This is a genomic window from Pseudarthrobacter sp. PS3-L1 (genome assembly GCF_030063285.1).
Lineage (GTDB): Bacteria > Actinomycetota > Actinomycetes > Actinomycetales > Micrococcaceae > Arthrobacter.
Map to the genome: position 1 here is coordinate 393372 of NZ_JASISU010000001.1, position 19033 is coordinate 412404.

The 19033-nt window shown below is 61.7% G+C and carries 18 protein-coding genes; 10 read left to right on the forward strand and 8 right to left on the reverse strand.

Annotated elements, in window-relative coordinates:
• Window positions 1–4 precede the first annotated feature (4 nt).
• Complete coding sequence (locus tag QMG79_RS01855) at window positions 5–958, reverse strand: 1,4-dihydroxy-2-naphthoyl-CoA synthase (protein ID WP_283536862.1); 954 nt, start codon at window positions 956–958, stop codon at window positions 5–7.
• 454 nt (window positions 959–1412) lie between these two features.
• Here QMG79_RS01855 and QMG79_RS01860 point away from each other — a divergent pair, with 454 nt between their 5' ends.
• The 4 genes from QMG79_RS01860 (at window position 1413) to QMG79_RS01875 (ending at window position 6404) form a co-directional block, all read left to right on the forward strand.
• Window positions 1413–2681: an ABC transporter substrate-binding protein gene (locus QMG79_RS01860; protein WP_283536863.1), complete on the forward strand. Its 1269-nt coding sequence runs from the start codon at window positions 1413–1415 to the stop codon at window positions 2679–2681.
• A 4-nt stretch (window positions 2682–2685) separates the two neighbouring features.
• Entirely contained in the window at window positions 2686–3630 is a 945-nt protein-coding gene (locus QMG79_RS01865; protein ID WP_283536864.1) for a carbohydrate ABC transporter permease, read from the forward strand.
• Window positions 3631–3693: 63 nt separating this feature from the next.
• Window positions 3694–4551 (forward strand): carbohydrate ABC transporter permease, encoded by an 858-nt coding sequence (locus QMG79_RS01870; RefSeq protein ID WP_283536865.1) that lies wholly within the window; start codon window positions 3694–3696, stop codon window positions 4549–4551.
• A 2-nt stretch (window positions 4552–4553) separates the two neighbouring features.
• A complete protein-coding gene (locus tag QMG79_RS01875) occupies window positions 4554–6404 on the forward strand; it encodes a hypothetical protein (RefSeq protein ID WP_283536866.1) in 1851 nt (616 codons plus the stop codon).
• 19 nt (window positions 6405–6423) lie between these two features.
• On the opposite strand, the gene QMG79_RS01880 is transcribed toward QMG79_RS01875, so the two are convergent.
• Window positions 6424–7182 carry a CPBP family intramembrane glutamic endopeptidase gene (locus QMG79_RS01880; RefSeq protein WP_283536867.1) on the reverse strand — a complete coding sequence of 253 codons (759 nt, stop codon included), beginning with the start codon at window positions 7180–7182 and terminating at the stop codon, window positions 6424–6426.
• 175 nt (window positions 7183–7357) lie between these two features.
• Here QMG79_RS01880 and QMG79_RS01885 point away from each other — a divergent pair, with 175 nt between their 5' ends.
• Together QMG79_RS01885 and QMG79_RS01890 are read left to right on the forward strand one after the other, a co-directional pair.
• The gene (locus tag QMG79_RS01885) at window positions 7358–8878 is read left to right on the forward strand and encodes an ABC-F family ATP-binding cassette domain-containing protein (RefSeq protein WP_283536868.1); all 1521 of its coding nucleotides are present in this window, start codon (window positions 7358–7360) and stop codon (window positions 8876–8878) included.
• A 228-nt stretch (window positions 8879–9106) separates the two neighbouring features.
• Window positions 9107–10567 carry an amino acid permease gene (locus tag QMG79_RS01890; RefSeq protein WP_283536869.1) on the forward strand — a complete coding sequence of 487 codons (1461 nt, stop codon included), beginning with the start codon at window positions 9107–9109 and terminating at the stop codon, window positions 10565–10567.
• Between the two features lie 117 nt (window positions 10568–10684).
• On the opposite strand, the gene QMG79_RS01895 is transcribed toward QMG79_RS01890, so the two are convergent.
• A complete protein-coding gene (locus QMG79_RS01895; RefSeq protein WP_283536870.1) occupies window positions 10685–11410 on the reverse strand; it encodes a dienelactone hydrolase family protein in 726 nt (241 codons plus the stop codon).
• 109 nt (window positions 11411–11519) lie between these two features.
• Complete coding sequence (locus QMG79_RS01900; RefSeq protein ID WP_283536871.1) at window positions 11520–11693, reverse strand: CsbD family protein; 174 nt, start codon at window positions 11691–11693, stop codon at window positions 11520–11522.
• Window positions 11694–11809: 116 nt separating this feature from the next.
• Here QMG79_RS01900 and QMG79_RS01905 point away from each other — a divergent pair, with 116 nt between their 5' ends.
• The 4 genes from QMG79_RS01905 to QMG79_RS01920 all read left to right on the forward strand — a co-directional run bounded on the left by QMG79_RS01905 (window position 11810) and on the right by QMG79_RS01920 (window position 15613).
• On the forward strand, window positions 11810–12463 hold the full coding sequence (locus QMG79_RS01905) for a pentapeptide repeat-containing protein (protein ID WP_283536872.1): 654 nt from the start codon (window positions 11810–11812) through the stop codon (window positions 12461–12463).
• 169 nt (window positions 12464–12632) lie between these two features.
• Window positions 12633–13859 (forward strand): thiolase family protein, encoded by a 1227-nt coding sequence (locus tag QMG79_RS01910; RefSeq protein WP_283536873.1) that lies wholly within the window; start codon window positions 12633–12635, stop codon window positions 13857–13859.
• Between the two features lie 3 nt (window positions 13860–13862).
• On the forward strand, window positions 13863–14681 hold the full coding sequence (locus tag QMG79_RS01915) for an enoyl-CoA hydratase/isomerase family protein (protein ID WP_283536874.1): 819 nt from the start codon (window positions 13863–13865) through the stop codon (window positions 14679–14681).
• Between the two features lie 128 nt (window positions 14682–14809).
• Window positions 14810–15613: a 3-hydroxyacyl-CoA dehydrogenase family protein gene (locus QMG79_RS01920; protein WP_502934690.1), complete on the forward strand. Its 804-nt coding sequence runs from the start codon at window positions 14810–14812 to the stop codon at window positions 15611–15613.
• A gap of 94 nt (window positions 15614–15707) precedes the next feature.
• On the opposite strand, the gene QMG79_RS01925 is transcribed toward QMG79_RS01920, so the two are convergent.
• The 4 genes from QMG79_RS01925 to QMG79_RS01940 all read right to left on the reverse strand — a co-directional run bounded on the left by QMG79_RS01925 (window position 15708) and on the right by QMG79_RS01940 (window position 18967).
• Complete coding sequence (locus QMG79_RS01925; protein WP_283536876.1) at window positions 15708–15941, reverse strand: DUF6480 family protein; 234 nt, start codon at window positions 15939–15941, stop codon at window positions 15708–15710.
• A 129-nt stretch (window positions 15942–16070) separates the two neighbouring features.
• On the reverse strand, window positions 16071–17474 hold the full coding sequence (locus QMG79_RS01930) for an MBL fold metallo-hydrolase (RefSeq protein ID WP_283536877.1): 1404 nt from the start codon (window positions 17472–17474) through the stop codon (window positions 16071–16073).
• 99 nt (window positions 17475–17573) lie between these two features.
• Window positions 17574–18332 (reverse strand): sulfite exporter TauE/SafE family protein, encoded by a 759-nt coding sequence (locus QMG79_RS01935; RefSeq protein ID WP_283536878.1) that lies wholly within the window; start codon window positions 18330–18332, stop codon window positions 17574–17576.
• Window positions 18329–18967, reverse strand: a complete 639-nt coding sequence (locus QMG79_RS01940) for a rhodanese-like domain-containing protein (protein WP_283536879.1) — start codon at window positions 18965–18967, stop codon at window positions 18329–18331. The genes QMG79_RS01935 and QMG79_RS01940 overlap by 4 nt, the downstream gene beginning before the upstream one ends.
• Between the last annotated feature and the right edge of the window lie 66 nt (window positions 18968–19033).

Sequence of the window (19033 nt, forward strand, 5' to 3'; positions counted from 1 at the left end):
GTCCTTAGAAGTAGTAGGGAAAGGCGGACCAGTCGGGGTCCCGTTTGGCCAGGAAGGCTTCTTTGCCCTCTACCGCCTCATCCGTCATATACGCGAGGCGGGTAGCCTCACCGGCGAAAACCTGCTGTCCTGCCAGGCCGTCATCCGCGAGGTTGAACGCAAACTTCAGCATCCGGATTGCCTGTGGTGACTGCCGCGCAATGTCCGCGGCGTACTCCAGGGCTACATCTTCGAGGTGCTGGTGGTCCACGGACTCGTTGACTGCCCCCATGCGCACCATGTCATCGGCTGAATACTCCCGTGCCAGGAAGAAGATCTCCCGCGCTTTTTTCTGGCCGATCTGACGGGCCAGCAAGGCGGACCCGTAGCCGGCGTCGAAACTGCCCACCGTGGCATCCGTCTGCTTGAATTTCCCGTGCTGGCGAGAGGCTATGGTGAGGTCAGAAACGACGTGCAGCGAATGCCCGCCGCCCGCCGCCCAGCCGTTAACGACGGCGATGACCACTTTTGGCATGGTGCGCATGAGCCGCTGGACCTCAAGGATGTGCAGCCGTCCGGCGCGTGCCGGATCGATGCTCTCCTGCGTCTCGCCTTCTGCATACCGGTACCCGTCGCGGCCGCGAATACGCTGGTCTCCGCCCGAACAGAAGGAATGGCCCCCATCCTTGGGAGACGGGCCATTGCCGGTCAGGAGGACGGTGGCTACATCCGGGCTCATCCGGGCGTGGTCCATCGCCCGGTACAGTTCATCCACCGTGCCGGGACGAAACGCGTTGCGTACCTCTGGCCTGTTGAAAGCGATCCGTACGGTGGGAAGGTCCCGTACCAGGGCGCCCTCTGCATCGCGTTCCACCTGCCGGTGGTACGTCATGTCCTGAAAGTCGTCGAAGCCGGAGACCACACGCCAGCGGCTGGGATCGAAAACGTCGGACACCTTGGCAGGAAGTTGGCTATTCACTTTCGTAAGTCTAGTAATCTGAGCTAGCCGATGCAGAACTCACGGCCTCAGGTCCGTTATGACGGGTCAGGAAAGAGGCTTCTGGCGGTCTTCCCATGGGTGGGCAGGGGTGGCTCGCGGACCCGCTACTGACCGTGGATCTGACGAAGTTCCCATGCGTGACGTCCGCGAACCACTGTCGCCCAAGGGTGGGCGCCGTCACGGGACGGTGCCCGGGGGAGGTGCCGGGGCATCGTTTTGCAGCCCAGGATGGCAGGTTTTAGCTGGTCCGGGCAAGGCCTTTCCACCAAGTGCCCCTAGCAAGAACATTTTCTTGACAGAATGTCATGACATGGATCACAGTTGGACAGAGATAGCCGCTTGTTCCGGGCTTCGGGACACCGTTCCAGGAGTCGTTTGCATCCGCTGGGCCCGCGTTGAGGCCTGAAAATAATGTAAGAGACAGGACAGAACATTGTCAGAGACGACAAAATTCTCCGCCATGAACCGCCGGCAGTTTGGCCTGGGAGCCCTCGGTCTTTCTGCACTAGCCCTGGGCCTGAGCGCCTGCGGCGGTGGGAGCAGCTCTTCAGATGGGCCCAAGACGCTCCAGCTGATTCTCTCCGGTGACACGAACCAGGGTGGAGCTTTCGCGGCCGCGGCTGCCAAGTACAAGGAAGCAACGGGCGTCACCATTGAGGTGGTGGACGTTCCTTCCGCAGATATTGTGACCAAGCTCAAGAACGCCGCAACTGCCAATGATCTCCCAGCGTTGGCACGCGTCACGAGTATTGACTCCATTTGGGTCAACCAGCTCCAGGACCTTCGCGATATCGCAGAATCACGCAATATCACCGCAGACCTGCTCCAAGAATCCCCAGACGGCACCATCCCAGCCATTCCTTCCGACCTGACTGCTGTTGGACTGTTCCTCAACAAGAGCCTGTTCGAGAAGGCGGGTGTCACCTTTCCCACCGAGATCGATAAGACCTGGACCTGGGACGAATTTGTCCAGGCCATCACCGACGTACGCGAGAAGGCAGGCGCCAAATACGGGATGGTCATGGACCGTTCAGGCCATCGTGTGCGCGCCATGATGTACGAGTTTGGCAGCAACGCCTTCGCCAAGGAAGGAGATAAGTACACCTCGGATGAGCAGGCTGTAGAAACGCTCGAATACTTCAACAAGCTCAACGATGATGCCACGATGCCGAAATCGGTCTGGCTTAGCGGTGAAGACGGAAACGCCATGTTCAAGAGCGGCCAGGTAGCCGCCTACTACTCAGGCAGCTGGCAGATCGCGGATTTCAACAAGAACATCAAGGACTTCGAATGGGTTTCTGTTCCACTGCCCAAGCAGCCTTTGACAGCGACAAACCTGGGTGGCGGCTTCATGGTGGCGTTCAAGGACACCGGCATGGACGAGGAAGCCAAGAAGTTCATCGACTGGTTCTACGACGATGCCAACTACACTGAATTCGCAAAAACCGGTGGATACCTTCCCGTCAAGGACCTGACCATCGAGTACCCGTTCCAGCAGTCTGCTTTTGAGATGTACCAGAAGTCCATCGCAGCCAATGATGCCAAGGGGGATAATGCCATCAAGCGCGTGGTGCTCGAGGCCTATGCTGACGTTCCGTTCACGGGAGATCCCCTCCGTGAGGAGACCGTGAAGATGCTCTCCGGCAGCCAGGACGCCAAAACCACGGTGGATAACATCGTGAAGCTCTACAACGGAGCCTAAAGCCGTGAGCAATCCGACCCTGAGTCCCACGCAGACGCCGGCTCCACCCAGCCCGGGAGCAGTCCGCAGCAAATCGCAGCAGAAAAGGCGCAACAGATACATTGTTGCGCCGCTGATCCTGGTCAGCGTCAATGTGGTGCTGTTCCTGTTGTTCTTCGTCTGGCCCGGCGCGCTGGGCCTGCTGTACTCCTTCACGGATTACCGCGGGGTCGGAAAGCTCAACTTTATTGGCCTGGCCAACTTCCAGAAGCTCTTCGGCGACGGTACCTTCTGGGCTGCCCTGAGCAGGACGTTTATCTACACCATCCTGTCGGTTCCCGTTATCTATGCGTCATCCCTCGGAGTTGCCTCGTTGCTGGTCAGCAAGGCAGTCCGGGGGCGCACAGTGGCCAAGATTGTGATCTTCCTGCCCTGGTTGATCTCCCCGATTGTGGTCGGTGTGATCTGGCGCTGGCTGTTTGGCCAGGACTTCGGGTTTGTGAACTTTGTCATTACCGGAATGGGTGGCAATTCTGTTCCGTGGTCAAGCAACGGCAACCTCGCCCTGGGTGTGGTGATCATGGCATCAGCCTGGGCCGGAACTGCCTTCAATATGCTGCTGTTCATCGCGGCGCTCAAGAACATTCCCGAGTCGTTGCTGGAAGCGGCGGAGCTGGACGGTGCCAACGCCTGGCAGCGCTTCCGCAATGTCACGCTCCCCGCGATTGCGCCGACCTCGTTCATGGTGGTTCTGCTGTCCACGATCCACGCCATGAAGGAATTCGCCATGATCCAGGCGCTCACCAACGGCGGTCCCGGGACGGAGAACACCCTGATAGTCCAGTACATCTACAAGACAGGGTTTGAACAGTCCAAAGTGGGGTACGCCAGTGCGGCCTCCATGGTCCTCATGGTGGTGCTGCTCATCATCGCCCTCATCCAGCTTCGCTTCAACCGGAAGAAGGGCTGAACCATGGCCTCCACTACCAAAGTGCCACTGCCTGTACCCGGGGAACCGCTAAAAGCTCGTGGCGTGGCGACCAAGACCACCAAGCGTTCCACGCGCGACGGCCGTGGTACCAGAATCTCCGCACCGCTGACCATCGTCATGTGGGTTGTCGTCCTCATTTATGCCCTGCCCCTGATCTGGTTCCTCCTGAGCTCCTTCAAGCCCGGCAGTGAACTTTTCAGCTACCCGCTGTCCATCCTGCCCCGCGAATGGACCTTCCAGGCTTTCATTGACGCCTGGGATCGCGTGGATTTTGCGAGGTACTTCCTGAACACGGCGATCGTTGCCATCAGTACCACGGTGCTGACTGTTTTCTTCAGTGCCTGCACCGGCTACGCCCTGGCGAAGTATGACAATCGCGGGACCCGGATCTTCTTTGTCTGCATCCTGGCCACCACCATGCTGCCCACGGAGGTGATCCTGAACCCGACGTTCTCGGTGATCCGGGACCTGGGCCTCTACAACTCCCTGGCCGGCATCATTGTTCCGTCTGTGCTGACCGCGACTGGCGTCTTCATGTTCAGGCAATTTTTCCTGACGGTACCTGATGACCTGCTGCATTCGGCGCGGATTGATGGCGCCAGCGAATTGGCCATCTTCTTCCGGATCATGCTCCCGCTCGCCAAGCCCATCCTGTTCACGCTGGCCATTTTTTCCTTCCAATGGCGATGGAATGACTACATCTGGCCCTTGATTGTGCTCAACGATCCCAAGTGGTACACCCTCCAGGTCGCACTCCGCAGCATCGTCGGAGCCGAGAACATCGACTGGCCCATCCTGTTGGGCGCCTCGGTGATCTCCATCCTGCCGCTTGTGCTGGTGTTTGCCATCTTCCAGAAATACGTACTCAACGCCGACGTCAGCGCCGGCCTCAAGGACTGATCATGACTTCCTCCGAGGGATCCACCCTGCAGCGGACAACTGCGCCAGACCTGGTATTTCACGCGGGCCTGGTGACCTCTGCTGATGCTTTTGTCGCAGCAGCCGTCGCACCTGTGGCAGAGCTTGCACACCGGCCCGCCATGAGCAGGTTGCTGGCGCTGCTGACAGTGTATTCGGAGCCGAACTCCGCCCACTACAGGTCAGCGCTCCTGCCGGCTGGCATGGCAGCGTGTGTTGCCCGGCTGGAAGGCCTACAGGGCAGTTCGGGCCTCTTTGACGGCACCAACCTCAGTTCTCCGCCCGATTCGGCATTCACCATCAACGATGCCTGCATGGCGTTGGAAATTGCCGGTGCCGCTTCGCTGGATTCGCTCCCGGAAGTTGCAGGTGATGACCAACCCGGTGGGGAGTCATCCGGTGACCCCGAAAGGAGTGACGACGTCGGCCGCCGTGTGGTTGCCGACGTCGTCCGTCGTCTTCGCGGCATCGTCGCCAAGGTCACCGACGCACTCGTGGGAGGTGGAGTGCATACGCCCAACCACCGCTGGGAACTGTGCGCCGCCCTGGCGCGCATCCACGCTTTGCATGAGCGCGAAGGAACGCCGCGGCCCGAGATCGGGGCGAGAATCGAACAGTGGTTGGCCGAGGGAATCGACCAACTACCCGACGGGATGTACTCAGAGCGCAGCCCCCTCTACGCAACAGCTGTCACGAACCCTTCGCTACTGGCCATTGCCGACTACGCGGAGCAGCCTGCACTGCTGGACCATGTGCGCCGGAACCTTGGGGCCTTCCTGCAGTGGTTTTCCGAGGATGGGAGCGTTGAATCCCTGTTCTCGCGTCGCCAGGATCAATGGTCGCGGTTTGATGGCGAGGCCTTCACGCTGCTTTACCGCCGGATGGCGAACCAGGACCACAACGTTGAGTTTGCCAGGGCTGCGGCCTGGCTCTCCCGATTTCCGCTGGTGGAGCCTGCAAAGGCCCTTGCCCGCACCCGGCTGGACCCGTGGATCGGAACCCAGCTGCCCGGCGTCGAAAATGGTGGCACCTCCCTGCCGCTGGGCATGGTGCCGGCGCACACTGAGCTGGCGAGTTGCGGGATTCATCGCTTCCAGTCACAAGGGCAGGTTCTGACCGTGTACGGCGGGTGCGACAATCTCATCCCCGGCGTAGTCTCTGGGCTTTCCAGCAACCCCACGTTTTTGCGCCTATGCCATGGCCAGGCGCTGCTGAGCGATGTTCGCCTCTCCCGGAGCTTCTTCGATCTTGGACCCTTCCGCAGCAGCACCGCGATCCTCGAAGCGGCAACTGACCAGACCCGCGGTGGCGGGCCCCGGGTGATGCTTCACGAGGAGCAGGAGGCCACGTTCTATTTGCCTCTACCCCCCGAACGGCACCGCTCCGACGGCATCTACGCACTGGGCCATGAAGGACGCTTCAGCGCCAGCATGGACTTTGACCACCGGCCCACGGTGCCGCATCACCTCAGGACTGATGTGGCGGTGACCCCGCGCGATGACGGCGCTGATCTTGTCCTGTCCTTTGCCGGAGCCGAGACATCTTTTGCCCTGGAGCTCACATTCCGTGATGGCGGAGAGCTCACTGGCGTCGAGGCCACGGGGGAGCCAGGTGTGTATGTCCTCACCGCGGGGATGGGATCGTATCGCGCGGGCAACGACGTGATCGATTTTGGCCCGGGCATTGCCGGACACCCGGACAGCCCGGCGATATATAACCCGGGTGAGGCATACCGCTACCTAGGGGGAACCAACGCCACGGACGGCCTCAAAGTTTTCATTGCCGGCCGGACGGTGGGTACCACAGTGGTCAATGTACGCGTCCGCAGGGTGTAGCAGCCGCGCTCCGGCTGCCTCAGCCCTGGACTTGCTGGAGCTGTTCCATCAGTTCGGGCGAGATTGCGTAGATCAGGACCACTGACAGCAAGTTCTTGGCGGCATGCACCAGGTAGGAGAAAACCACGTTGCGCCCCGTCCACATGTAGACCGCCACCAGGACCACGCCCATGGCGAGGTAGGGCAACAGCGCCGTCAGCGTGATGGCTTCCTGGCCCACAATGTGAAGTGCCGCGAAGAGCACCACTGACAGGACGCAGCATAGCCAGACGTTCAGGTAACGTCCCAGCTTGCCGATCAGCAGGTGCCGGAAGATGTACTCCTCGACAAAAGGCCCCACCAAGACCAGCAGCGGGACGATCAGCCATGCTGGTACCTGCTGCATGAGTGCCTGGATTCCCGCCTGGTTGGCAGAGGTTTCGGGCGCACCACCCACGGCCACCACAATGGCCGTCAAGACCAGCATCGCGATCACGGCCGTCGGGATCATCAGCAGCGTAAACCAGGGCCGGGTTGCCAGGACTCGGGTATCGCGGACCAGGACCCGGCGGGCGGCCAGGACCGCGAAGATGCCCACCACGCCGTAAAAGATCAGGTTTGCCGCGTAAGACGTTGCGGCAGGGCTGGTGCCGAGGTTCTGGATGAGCCCCAGAAGGTAATTGCCAGCCAGGGTGAATCCGGTCAATGCCGCAAGATAAAGCGCTGCGGCCGTATAGTCGAGACCGGAGAAGCGGTACAGCCCCAGGTCCTGGGCAGGCGGAGTCCGTGTGGTGGTCATGTTTTTAGCCTATCTCCCCGGCGCCACTGCGGCTCAGGTACGCACGGGATGCCCGCAGTGATCAATGAGGGGGACAAGCCCGCGCGTTTGACGTTGGGCCTGCAGCGAGGCAGGGTTGAGCCATGAAGTCCTGACCAGCGGCCCCTATGCTGGGCTGCACTGATGCCTCCTCCGGTTGAGCCCGCTCATTGAATCCGATCAATGGACACGGGGCTCCCTCTCACAGACTTCCGGACTGCCTGACACCTTCAGTGTTGGCCAGGCGATTGATGAGTCACTGGCCTCGCTGCGCGCCCTGGAAGCGGATATGGACCGGCTCGAATCCGGCCTCGCGGATGCCGAGGCGCACGAGCTTGAGACCTACAGCCAGCTCCAGACTGAGTATCAGCTTCGTGAGGGCTATGCGGCAGAGTCCAGGGTTGAGGCTGCCCTGGACCGGCTGGGGCTCGGTGGACTGGACAGGAACCGTAACCTGGGTTCCCTCTCCGGTGGCGAACAGGAACGTGTTGCGCTGGCCTGTGTGCTGGCTGATCCCGCGGACATCCTGCTGCTGGATGAGCCAACCAATCATCTGGACGCGCGCGGAACAGTGTGGTTGGAAGAACGCCTGGCCGCGCATCGGGGAACAGTGGTGGTGGTCTCCCATGACCGCGTGCTCTTACGCAAGGTTGCCAGCACCATGATTGAGGTCGATGCCGATCGGCGCACCGTGACGCGCTACGGCAACGGATTTGGCGGCTACCTCAACGAAAAGATCGCCGAACGCCAACGGTGGATCCAGCAATACCAGACCTGGCAGGAGGCCATGGCCGCAGAACAGCACCAGGCGGAAACTGTGGCTGGAACCATGGGTTACGGGCGCCAGAACGACAACGACAAAATGGGCTTTGACTTCAAGGCGGGCACCTGGCAGCGGGCGGCAAGTAGCAAGGTGCGCAACGCCCAGGAGCGGCTGCGTCGCCTTGAGGCTGCGCCTGTCGACAGGCCGCCGGTGCCGTTGTCCCTGGCAGCCAACCTCGGGACGGCGGAGTTGGGTACGGCAGACGTCGAAAGGCCCGCTGTGGATTCTGGACGTGTCCGGGGCCTCAACGCTCGCGGCGTCGCGGTACAGGGAAGGTTGGCGGCAACAGATTTTATTGCCGGTCCCGGGCAGAAGATCCTCATTACTGGCGCAAACGGCGCTGGAAAATCGACCTTGCTCTCGGTCCTTGCCGGGGCGTTGGATCCGGAGCGTGGAACAGTCGAACGGCCAGACGATATTGGCTACCTGAAGCAGGAACTGGATCTCCCAGCCCGGCCAGAGATGCGGCTCCTTCCGGCATTTGCTGCTGGCAGGGTTGGAAGCATTGACGAGCATGCGGGTGCGCTGCTGGATCTGGGCCTGTTCCGGACCCGGGACTTTTATGTGCCGGTGGGCAGCCTTTCCGCCGGGCAGCAGCGGCGGCTTGCATTGGCGCGGCTCCTCCTGGGCGGGTACGGGACATTGATTGTGGACGAGCCAAGCAACCACCTGGCACCGGTTCTGATGGAGCAGCTGGAGGACGCGCTCGCTGGATTCGGTGGAACCCTGGTGATGGTAAGCCACGACAGGGCATTGCGGGAAAGGTTCAACAGGTGTGCCAGGCAGTCGCCAGACGTCAGGCAAGAAACATGGCTGCGCTACTCCATGGCGGACGGAATCCTGAGCGCAGAATAGGGCTGCCGCGACCTGCCGGCGCAAAAAATCTGGCTGGTCAGACAGCTGGGCCATAGCGCGTCCAGGTGAGCCCAATCCCTTCTTGTAGGATAAACGAGCCGTTCTGAGCTTCGGCACATCATGAGATTTACTTCACGTTGAGCTGCAATGGCGCCTAACGGTCGAATTTTCGATATCTCAGCTGCTGAAGCTCCGCATCTGGCTGACCGTCAACCGCAAGGAACTTTCGTGCCCAAAAACACCTCTTCAGAACTTCAGGATGCGCCGAGCACAGCCCCGGCAGCGGAATCCACCCTCAGCGCCGAGGGCTACCAGAAAACGCTGGGTCGACGCCACGTGACAATGATCGCCATGGGTGGCGCAATCGGCGTCGGACTCTTCATGGGAGCCGGCGGCAGGTTGGCATCAACCGGTCCAGCGCTCATTTTTTCCTACGCCATTGCGGGCGTCATTGCCTACCTCCTGATGCGTGCGCTCGGTGAACTCATCATGTACAGGCAGACGTCCGGCTCGTTCGTCAGCTACGCCGGGGAGATGTTCGGACGCAAGGGCGCGTTCCTCTCAGGCTGGATGTACTTCATCAACTGGGCCATGACAGGCATTGCCGAACTCATTGCAATTGGCCTGTATTTCCAGTTCTTCTTCCCCAACGTCCCAGTTGAGCTTTCTGCGATTTCAGCGCTGGTGCTACTGGTGGGTGTCAACCTGCTCAGCGTCAAGGCGTTCGGTGAGTTCGAATTCTGGGCATCGTGCCTGAAGGTCGGAGCCATTGTCATCTTCTTGGCTGTGGGCACATTCATGGTCATCACCAATGCCAGGGTGGGGGATGGCAATGCCTCGGTGAACAATCTCTTTGCCGATGACGGCGGGATGTTCCCCAAGGGTGCCCTGGTCATGATCCTGGTCCTCAACGCCGTCATTTTCGCGTACAACGCCATTGAACTGGTGGGCATTACCGCAGGCGAAATGAAAAACCCCGAGCGCGAGGTCCCCCGTGCCATCCGTGCCGTGGTCTTCCGAATTGTCGTGTTCTACGTTGGCTCGGTGTCGCTGCTGGCGATGCTTCTGCCATCTGACCAGTACGTCGCAGGAACCTCCCCCTTCGTCACCGTTTTTGGCCAGATGGGCCTTGCCTGGGTGGGGGATGTGATGAACATGATCGTCATCACCGCAGCCCTTTCCTCGTGCAACTCCGGCCTCTACTCGATTGGCCGGATTTTCCGCACCATGGCGAACAACGGACATGCTCCGCAGTGGCTGACCCGGATGTCCTCCCGGCATGTGCCTTACGCCGCCATCCTCGCTATCGCAAGCGTCTATCTGGTGGGCATCCTGCTCAACGTTTGGCTGGGCGGCTCCTACGCATTTGATCTGGCACTGAACACGGCTTCGATTGGCGTCATTTTCACGTGGAGCACCATCTTCGCCTGCCAGATCATGCTGCGGAAGAAAAAGGGCAGGGTTTCGTCGCTGCCCATGCCAGGTGCTCCGTGGACCAGCTGGGCTGGCCTTGTCTCGCTGCTGATCATCACTATCCTGATCGGTTTTGACACCATGACCAGCGACACAGGCGAGGTTTTCCTGCTGGGACTATGGACCCTTGCTACCATCCCGTTTTTTGCCCTGATTCTGTGGATTGGCTGGCGGAGGGTCCGCAACAACGCACCTTTGAGTGAACTCTTCAGTTAGGGATGTGCGGCACCCGGCATAGGCCCGGTGCCGCACGCGGAGGATCAACGGCGGGAGAACGACGACGGCGGCAGTCACCACGCAGAGGTGGCTGCCGCCGTCGTCGCGGTTCTGAACCTAGGCGTTGAGGTATTTTCCGAAGTGGTCCTCGATCCGCTGCCACGCCTCTGGCGATGCCTCGGGGTCCGGTTTGATCCCCATGACGCGCATGAGGGGGCGCAGCGCCTTGGGCCCGGACTCTGCCTCGTTGAGGAAGGCGTGTCCTGCGGTGGGAAACTCTTTGACGCTGTGCTCGATGCCCAAGGTATCGAGCACAGTCTCAAGCTTGGCTGCCGCGCCCTTGAGCGTCTTGTCCTTGCCTCCGTAATTGGCCACGACAGGGCACGCACCACGGAGGCTGTCCTCCAGGTCCGAGGGCAGTTTTCCGTAGTTGACGGAGGCTGCGTCGAAACCATCCCGCGCCACCAGGAGGGCAAACGCTCCACCCATGCAGAATCCGATGACACCGGTGCGCCCAGTGCTCAGCGGGGACGTGGCAAGCCAGGAGCGGGCCACCGCGATGTCCTTGAACGGCAGGCCAACACCCTTGACCATGCTCCGCATGGTGCTTACCAGGCATTGCCTGGTGCTGCCGGCCGTAAAGAGATCCACCGCGAGGGTCAGGTAACCGGCACGGGCGAGACGGTCTGCGTGGCCGCGCATCATGTCGTTGAGGCCGAATGCCTCGTGAATCATCAGAACTGCTGGGAAGGGGCCGGGTCCTGGTGGGGTGGCCAGGTATCCGCTCAGTGCGGGGGAGCCACCCGCAGCTTGGCTTTCGGTGCTCAGATCGACGTATGTCATGGGGACAGGCTAGACCCACTGCCTGGTGCTGCGGGCCAGGCTGAAAGAATGATTAACAGCGCAAAGCGGCGGGCCCCCCAAGGGACCCGCCGCCAATCCTGCAGTGAGACTAGTTCTTGAACTCGTCCTTGACGTTCTCGCCGACCTTCTTGGCGTCGGCCTTGACCTGGTCCTTCTGGCCTTCAGCTGCAAGGTGTTCGTTGTTGGTGGCGTTGCCAACGGTTTCTTTGCCCTTACCCATGGCGCCTTCAGCGGCGTTCTGGATTTTGTCTCCGAGTCCCATAGTGGTCACCTTTCGTTGAATCCGTTAGTACAAAGCCCCTCCACCATATAGTCAGTGTGCTGACTAATTCAAGTAGGTAACTGCTCTCGGTTGGACCTGGCAACTAGGATTGGTCAATGACCCGCAAGATCGCCTCTCCACGCCTCCCCGTCCTGAATCTTGACAACCTGCGGGCAGACGAACGGCCAGTGATCCGTCGTGGAGATCGCCACGACGGCATGGCATACTCCGGGCTTCGGCTGGATGGCCAGGAGCTCGACGGCGCCGATTTCAGCGAGTGCCGCTTTGATTCCGTCTCAATGAATGAGACCCAGCTTCGCGGCGCCGGGTTCAAGGACAGCTTGCTTGCGGAGCTGTATGCGCCTGTCTTTTCGGCCCCGCGCAGCACCTGGCGCGAGGTCCTGCTCACGAACCCCCGGCTGGGTTCAGCCGAGGTCTATGAGAGCGGCTGGCAATCGGTGCGCATCGACGGCGGAAAAATCGATTACCTGAACCTTCGCGGATCGAAGCTGACGGATGTCCTCATCAGCGACTGCATCATCAATGAGTTGGACCTTGGCTCAGCAACGGCCGCCCGGGTATCCCTGAGTAACTGCACCATTGGCACCCTTGATATCACTGGTGCCAGGCTCCGGGACTTTGATCTGCGCGGCAGTGAATTCCGGGGCATCAACGGACTTGGCAGCCTGGCCGGGGTTGTCATTGACAGGGATCAGCTCGATTCGCTGGCCGGGCTGATGGCGCAACACCTCGGTGTGGTGGTGGCCTAGGGGCCCGGGCGTGTAATCTTTAGTGAACGAACGGTCGGTAATTATCTGGTGCTGATGCTGGCCCGCATGCCAGAACTCGTGGCTGCGGATTATCAGATGCTCTTGGCGCGGATAACGCCGGCCCGTACCGAGCACCAACAACGCGGTTACCGCAAGAGGAGTATGGGCCTTGGGATCAGCAGCAGGACCACAGGCGTTTCTGGTAGGCGGGGCCCGCACCCCCGTGGGTCGCTACGGCGGGGCACTCTCTAGCGTCAGGCCTGACGACCTTGCCGCGATTGCCATTGGGGCCGCGGTGTCCCGGTCCGGCCTGGACCCGCACGCTGTTGAGGAGGTCATCTTTGGCAATGCCAACGGTGCCGGTGAGGAAAATCGGAACGTTGCCCGTATGGCTTCTCTTCTGGCTGGCCTTCCCCTGGAAGTACCGGGTATTACTGTCAACCGGCTCTGCGCCTCAGGGCTGAGTGCCATCATCATGGCCGGTCAGATGATCTCCTCGGGTGCTGCCGACGTCGTCATTGCCGGCGGTGTCGAATCGATGAGCCGGGCACCGTGGGTCCAGGAGAAACCCACCACGGCCTTTGCCAAACCCGGCCAGATCTTTGATACGTCCATTGGGTGGCGCTTCATCAATCCGCTTTTCCAGGAGGGTGAACTGTCCCGCGACGGGAAAATGACCTTCTCGATGTCTGAGACGGCAGAGGAAGTGGCCCGGGTGGACGGCATCAGCCGGGCAGATGCCGACGAGTTCGCTGCAGCGTCGCACCAGAAGGCGCTGAACGCCATGGCGGCGGGGCGCTTTGTCGAGGAGATTGCCCCGGTTACCGTGCGGGGCCGCAAAAGCGACACAGTAGTGGACACCGATGAGGGACCGCGCCCGGGGACCACGTCCGAGGTCCTGAGTGGGCTCCGTCCGGTGGTAGCTGGTGGGTCGGTGGTGACGGCAGGCAATGCATCAAGCCTCAATGACGGCGCATCAGCGATTGTTGTTGCCTCGGAGGCCGCAATTCGGAAGCTGGGCCTGGTGCCGCGAGCCCGGATTGTCCACGGAGCGTCGGCTGGCTGTGCGCCGGAACTGATGGGAATCGGACCTGTTCCAGCAACCCAGAAGGTCCTGCAGCGCTCCGGTTACTCCCTGGACGATCTTGGTGCTGTTGAGCTCAACGAAGCCTTCGCAAGTCAGTCCCTGGCTGTTATTCGACGCCTGGGCCTTAACCCAGGCATTGTGAACAACGACGGCGGCGCCATTGCACTGGGGCATCCGCTTGGTTCGAGCGGCTCCCGGCTTGTGGTGACCCTGTTGGGCCGGATGGAGCGCGAAAATGCTGCCGTGGGGCTGGCCACCATGTGTATTGGTGTTGGCCAGGGCACCGCCCTGCTACTGGAAAGGGTCTGAACCATGGCGGGGGACAAGGAAAACGCCTACACCACGCTGCAGGTGACGGAACTGCCGGATCGCGTGGTTGTCCTGCTGGATCGTCCCGAAGTCCGCAACGCAATCGACCAGGCCATGGTTGATGAACTGCACAGAATCTGCCAGAGTCTGGAAACGCATCCGCGGATCCTGATTGTGGCCGGTGCCGGTGGTGTCTTTGCCTCTGGCGCTGATATTGGACAGCTCCGGCAGCGTCGACGCGACGATGCCCTGCAGGGCATCAACTCTTCGCTTTTTGTCCGGATCGCCAAACTCCCCATGCCCGTCATTGCCGCCCTTGACGGGTATTGCCTGGGCGGGGGTGCCGAGCTGGCCTACGCAGCGGATTTCCGCATTGGAACGCCCTCGCTGCGGATTGGAAATCCAGAGACCGGGCTTGGCATCATGGCAGCGGCTGGTGCCACCTGGCGTCTCCGGGAGCTGGTTGGTGAGCCCCTCGCCAAGGACATCCTCCTGACAGGCCGGGTCCTGAAGGCCCCGGAAGCTCTGGCCGCAAGGCTCATCACGGAGGTCCACGAGCCGACGGACCTGATGGCCGGGGCTCACGCCCTGGCGGATCGGATTGCCAGTCAGGACCCGCTGGCCGTGCGGATCACCAAATCTGTTTTCCACGCGCCACCAGAATCACACCCCGTGATTGACCAGCTCGCGCAGGGAATCCTCTTCGAATCCCAGGCCAAGCTGGACCGGATGCAAGCCTTCCTGGACCGTAAGAACCAGCCCAGCCCAGCATCGACGCTACCCTCTAATGCCGAAGCCACCACGGAGGAAACAAAGCCATGAGTCCCACCAGCCCTGCAGCAGGCAACCCCCAGCAAACACAATCACTCACAGCCCCGGGAGCCAGTATCAGCCCAACCGCCGGGACCTCAGCACTTCCCGGGCTCGTTGGAGTGCTCGGCGGCGGTCGGATGGGCGCCGGGATCGCCCACGCTTTCCTGACCCACGGTGCGGACGTGATGGTGGTGGAACGCGACAGTACAGCCGCCGAGGCTGCCAGGCAGCGGGTCCTTGATGCCGTAGGCAAGAGCCTGGAACGCGGTCTTGGCGGTGGCCTGGCAGACTACGCCGACCGGCTGAGTGTTTCGGCGGACCACGCCGATTTTAGTGGGGCAGCGCTGGTGGTGGAAGCGGTCCCGGAAGACTGGGACCTCAAGGTCTCCTCCCTGCAGGGAATTGAACGGCACCTCGCGGACGGTTCGTTCCTAGCATCCAACACGTCCTCGCTGTCCGTGAACGGGCTGGCCCGCGAACTGCAGCGGCCAGGGAACTTTGTGGGCCTGCACTTCTTCAACCCCGTCCCGGCGTCCACGCTCATCGAAGTGGTCCTGGGGGAGCAAACCTCCGCGGAGCTTGCCCAGGCTGCAGGGGAGTGGGTGGCCGCGCTCGGCAAGACCGCTGTCGTTGTCCATGACGCACCGGGTTTTGCCTCGTCCCGGCTGGGCGTGGCGATTGCTCTGGAGGCCATGCGCATGGTGGAGGAGGGTGTGGCATCAGCTGAGGACATTGACGCCGCTATGGTCCTGGGCTACCGGCATCCCACCGGACCGCTGCGCACCACTGACATAGTTGGCCTTGACGTTCGGTTGGGGATCGCTGAATACCTTGAGTCCACGCTGGGTGAGAGGTTTGCCCCGCCACAGATCCTCCGGGACAAAGTGGCGCGCGGAGAACTGGGACGCAAAACTGGTCAGGGATTTTTTACCTGGTCCTGAAAAGGTGAACGGCCGTGGCGGAAAACAGCTAAAGCCGCCCGGTCCTCGGACGGCTTCAGTGAGTTGATGGGTTCAGCCGGCAGCAGGGGCAAGCTCAGAACATGCCGACAATGCGTCCCACAAAAAACAGGATGAAGAGCAGGACAGCGACGCCGATCGCGCCAATGATCGCGAACTGCAGCCCCCTACCGCCACCGCCGCCTTCATCGTGTCCCTGGTCTCCGGCCGTAGCCGATTCGCCCGGGGGCGTCTCTCCCGGTGGCACGCCACCGCCGGGCTCAAGGCCGGTGATGTTGTCTTCTTCTGGATCCGGGTTGGTCCCTGACACGTTCTCTCCTCAGGTATTCGGCCCTCCCGCACTGCCTGGGGTGGCGGGCGGGTTCAGCTCTTACCCAGCGTAGCTGTCTTTTCCCCGGATGTACCCGCCCGGGGCTCCCTGGCGGGGCTCCGGGCCGGGTCAGGAAACGGGAACGGATTCCTGCTGCTCGGCGGCCCATGCGGCGTAGCTGCCGTCCAGTTCGACGACGTCGTACCCGGCCCGCCGCAGTGCACTTGCGGCTACCGAATTCCTCACGCCGCTCTGGCAGTAGGTGACGATCCTGCCCTGGGCGGGGAGTTCATCCAGGTGCCACATCACGCGGCCGCCGCTGAGCTGGGATGATCCTGGAATGTGGCCGGCCGTGTGCTCCGTCCGGTTCCTCACATCCAGGACCATCGCAGCGTTGAATTCCGCCAGGTCAGCGGGCTGGACCAGCTCCGGGGTGAACTGGGGGAGGCCGTCGATCCCCGTGACATAGCCGGCAACGTTGTCAATGCCAACCCGGACTAGGTGATCCCACATCTCCTGGGCCTGCTCCTGGCCGTCAGCCAGGAGCACCAGGGGATTGTGGTCAGTCTCCGGGTCGACCACCCAGGCGCCGAAGCTGGCCACTGACTTGCCTGCTGGGACGTTCAAGGACCGGGTGACGGTACCCTGATGGACGTTTGTGCTGGAGCGGGTGTCCACAAAGGTGAACGTGTCTGACGCGAGGCCGCCAGCAACGTCGGCGGTGTTCAGCTCCGTGAGCGGTTTCCGCGTCCCCATCACCGCGGGTCCCTCTCGGTTCTCACGCTTCATGCGGGCAAAATAGGCGTGGGCGTCTGGCTGGCCATCAAGGAGCTCGGCAATAAACCCGGCCTCGTCGTTGGCATCGAGGTAGGGGCCCCACCAGGCGTAGAGCCTTTCATAGCCCACGGTGGAGGAGGGGATTGATCCGAGTGCCTTGCCGCAGGCACTGCCGGCGCCGTGGGCAGGGTGGACCTGGACGTAGTCGGGCAATGTCAGGAATTTGTCGCGCAGGCTGGCAAACAGCTGGCTGGCGCCCGCAAAGCGGGTATCAATGCCTCCGGCGGCCTCATCCAAGAGATCTGGCCGCCCCAGGTCACCCGAGAAAACGAAGTCGCCGGAGAGTAGGTAGCCGGCCTGGTCACTGAACGCTCCATCAGTGACCAGGAAGGAAAGGTGCTCGGGTGTGTGGCCGGGAGTGTGGAGGGCCCTGATGGTGATGTTTCCCAGGGCGAAGGAATCGCCGTCGTACAGCCGCGTTCCGTCAAACCCATACTGCCAGTCGGCTCCGCCTTCACCTGAAACATAGATTGCTGCCCCGGTCGCTGCAGCGAGTTCCCTGGTGCCTGAGAGGTAATCCGCGTGGATATGGGTCTCGGCTGCTGCCACGATCTTCATGCCGTTCTTCTCAGCAAGGGCCTGGTAGACGGCAATGTCGCGGCGACCGTCAACAACCAGGGCCTCACCCTTGGCCTGGCAGCCGATCAGGTAGCTGGCCTGGGAAAGGTCCTCGTCGTAGATGCGTTCAAAAAGCATGGGATGCGCTCCTTCTGGAAAGTTGTGGGAAGAGTTGTGGTGTGTATGGGTGCGTGGTGTTGGTACGTGGATCCGGCGACATGTGGTCCCCTGGATTACTCAGGCAAGGAGGGTGCTGGCCGTGACCCACGCAGCAACGGCGAAGATCAATATCGCAAACGACACCCGGATATGCCTGTCCTTGAGCCCGGTGGCAAAGCGGGCCGCTACCAGGGAACCGAGAATGGCCGGAATGGCAAAAGCCAGGACCGTGGGCCAGTTGATGGTGAAACCGGCTGCGTGCGCACTGAACCCTGCTGCTGAGTTGATGACAATGATGGCCAGGGAGGAACCGACGGCCTGTTTCATGCGTAGCCCAAGGATGATCGTCAGTGCGGGGGTCAGGAGGAATCCGCCCCCGACTCCCAACAGGCCAGTGAGGAAACCCACCAGGAGTCCGACGCTGGCAGCTTTTGGCGCGCAGGTTCGGAATGCCCGGGTTTCGCCGGTACTACACGGTCCTTCGCTTTCCCTGGTCCGGCCCAGCATCCTGATCCCGGCAAGGACCATGATGGCCGCGAAAGCGAGGAGGAGAATCTCGGGGTTGAGGAGTCTGCCCACCCCAGCGCCCGCCCAGGCTGCCGGGATCCCTGCGGCCCCGACAATGAGAACAACTGGCCAGTTGATCCCAGCGCGGAAGCGGGGCAAGAGCGCCGCCAGGGACGAGGCACCCACCACCAGCAATGACGTGGGAATGGCCTCGGCTGGGCTCAGCCCCACACCGTAAACCAGGGCGGGAACCGCGATGATCGACCCGCCGCCACCCACAACGCCAAGGACAATCCCGACGAAGAGTCCGAGCGACAGGGCGGCAATCATCGTTTCGGTGCCGGCCCTGCGCCGGGAGTAGGCAGGTCAAGGATGGCGCTCTCGCGGGTTGGTTCCCGGGCGGCCCTGTTCCACGGCATGGCGGAGAGTGCCTTGCCCATGGCGCAGGTATTGGTTGCTGCCGAGAATGTCAGGCCCACCCCGATTGCCCCGGCCAGGGTCCTGATTTTCGGCGAGACGAACTTGCCTCCCACGAGTCCCACAGTCACTAGGGAGCCGGCTGCAAGGCGCACCTGGCGCTCCAGGTCCCAGCGGTTCTTCCCCTGGACAACGGCCCCACCCGTTGCCGCAAATCCCGGGACTCCGCCGGTCAGGACGTAGGCAGCGCCAATGCCAACAGCTCCCAGGCGCTGACGGGCCTGTTCTGCCCGTGCACCTGACTGACAGACCAGGACCACCCTGTTACCCAGCCGTGCAGCCAGCTCGTCGGAGTGTTCGGAGAGCAGTGGCAGCGGGATGTTGTAGGAACCCCTGATGTGCATGGATTCAAACTCCGCTGCGGACCTGACGTCGATAACCATGAGGTCCTGGTGTTCTGCTATCCAGGATTTCAGGGTCTGGGGTGCGAGTGCTGTGACGCCTGGTCGGATAAATGTGTCAGCTGGTGATGGTGTGGGGGGAATCATTGATGTCCTGTCGGGAGTTGGTCATGGATACCCCACCGAGTATTACAGATACCCCCGGGGGTATGC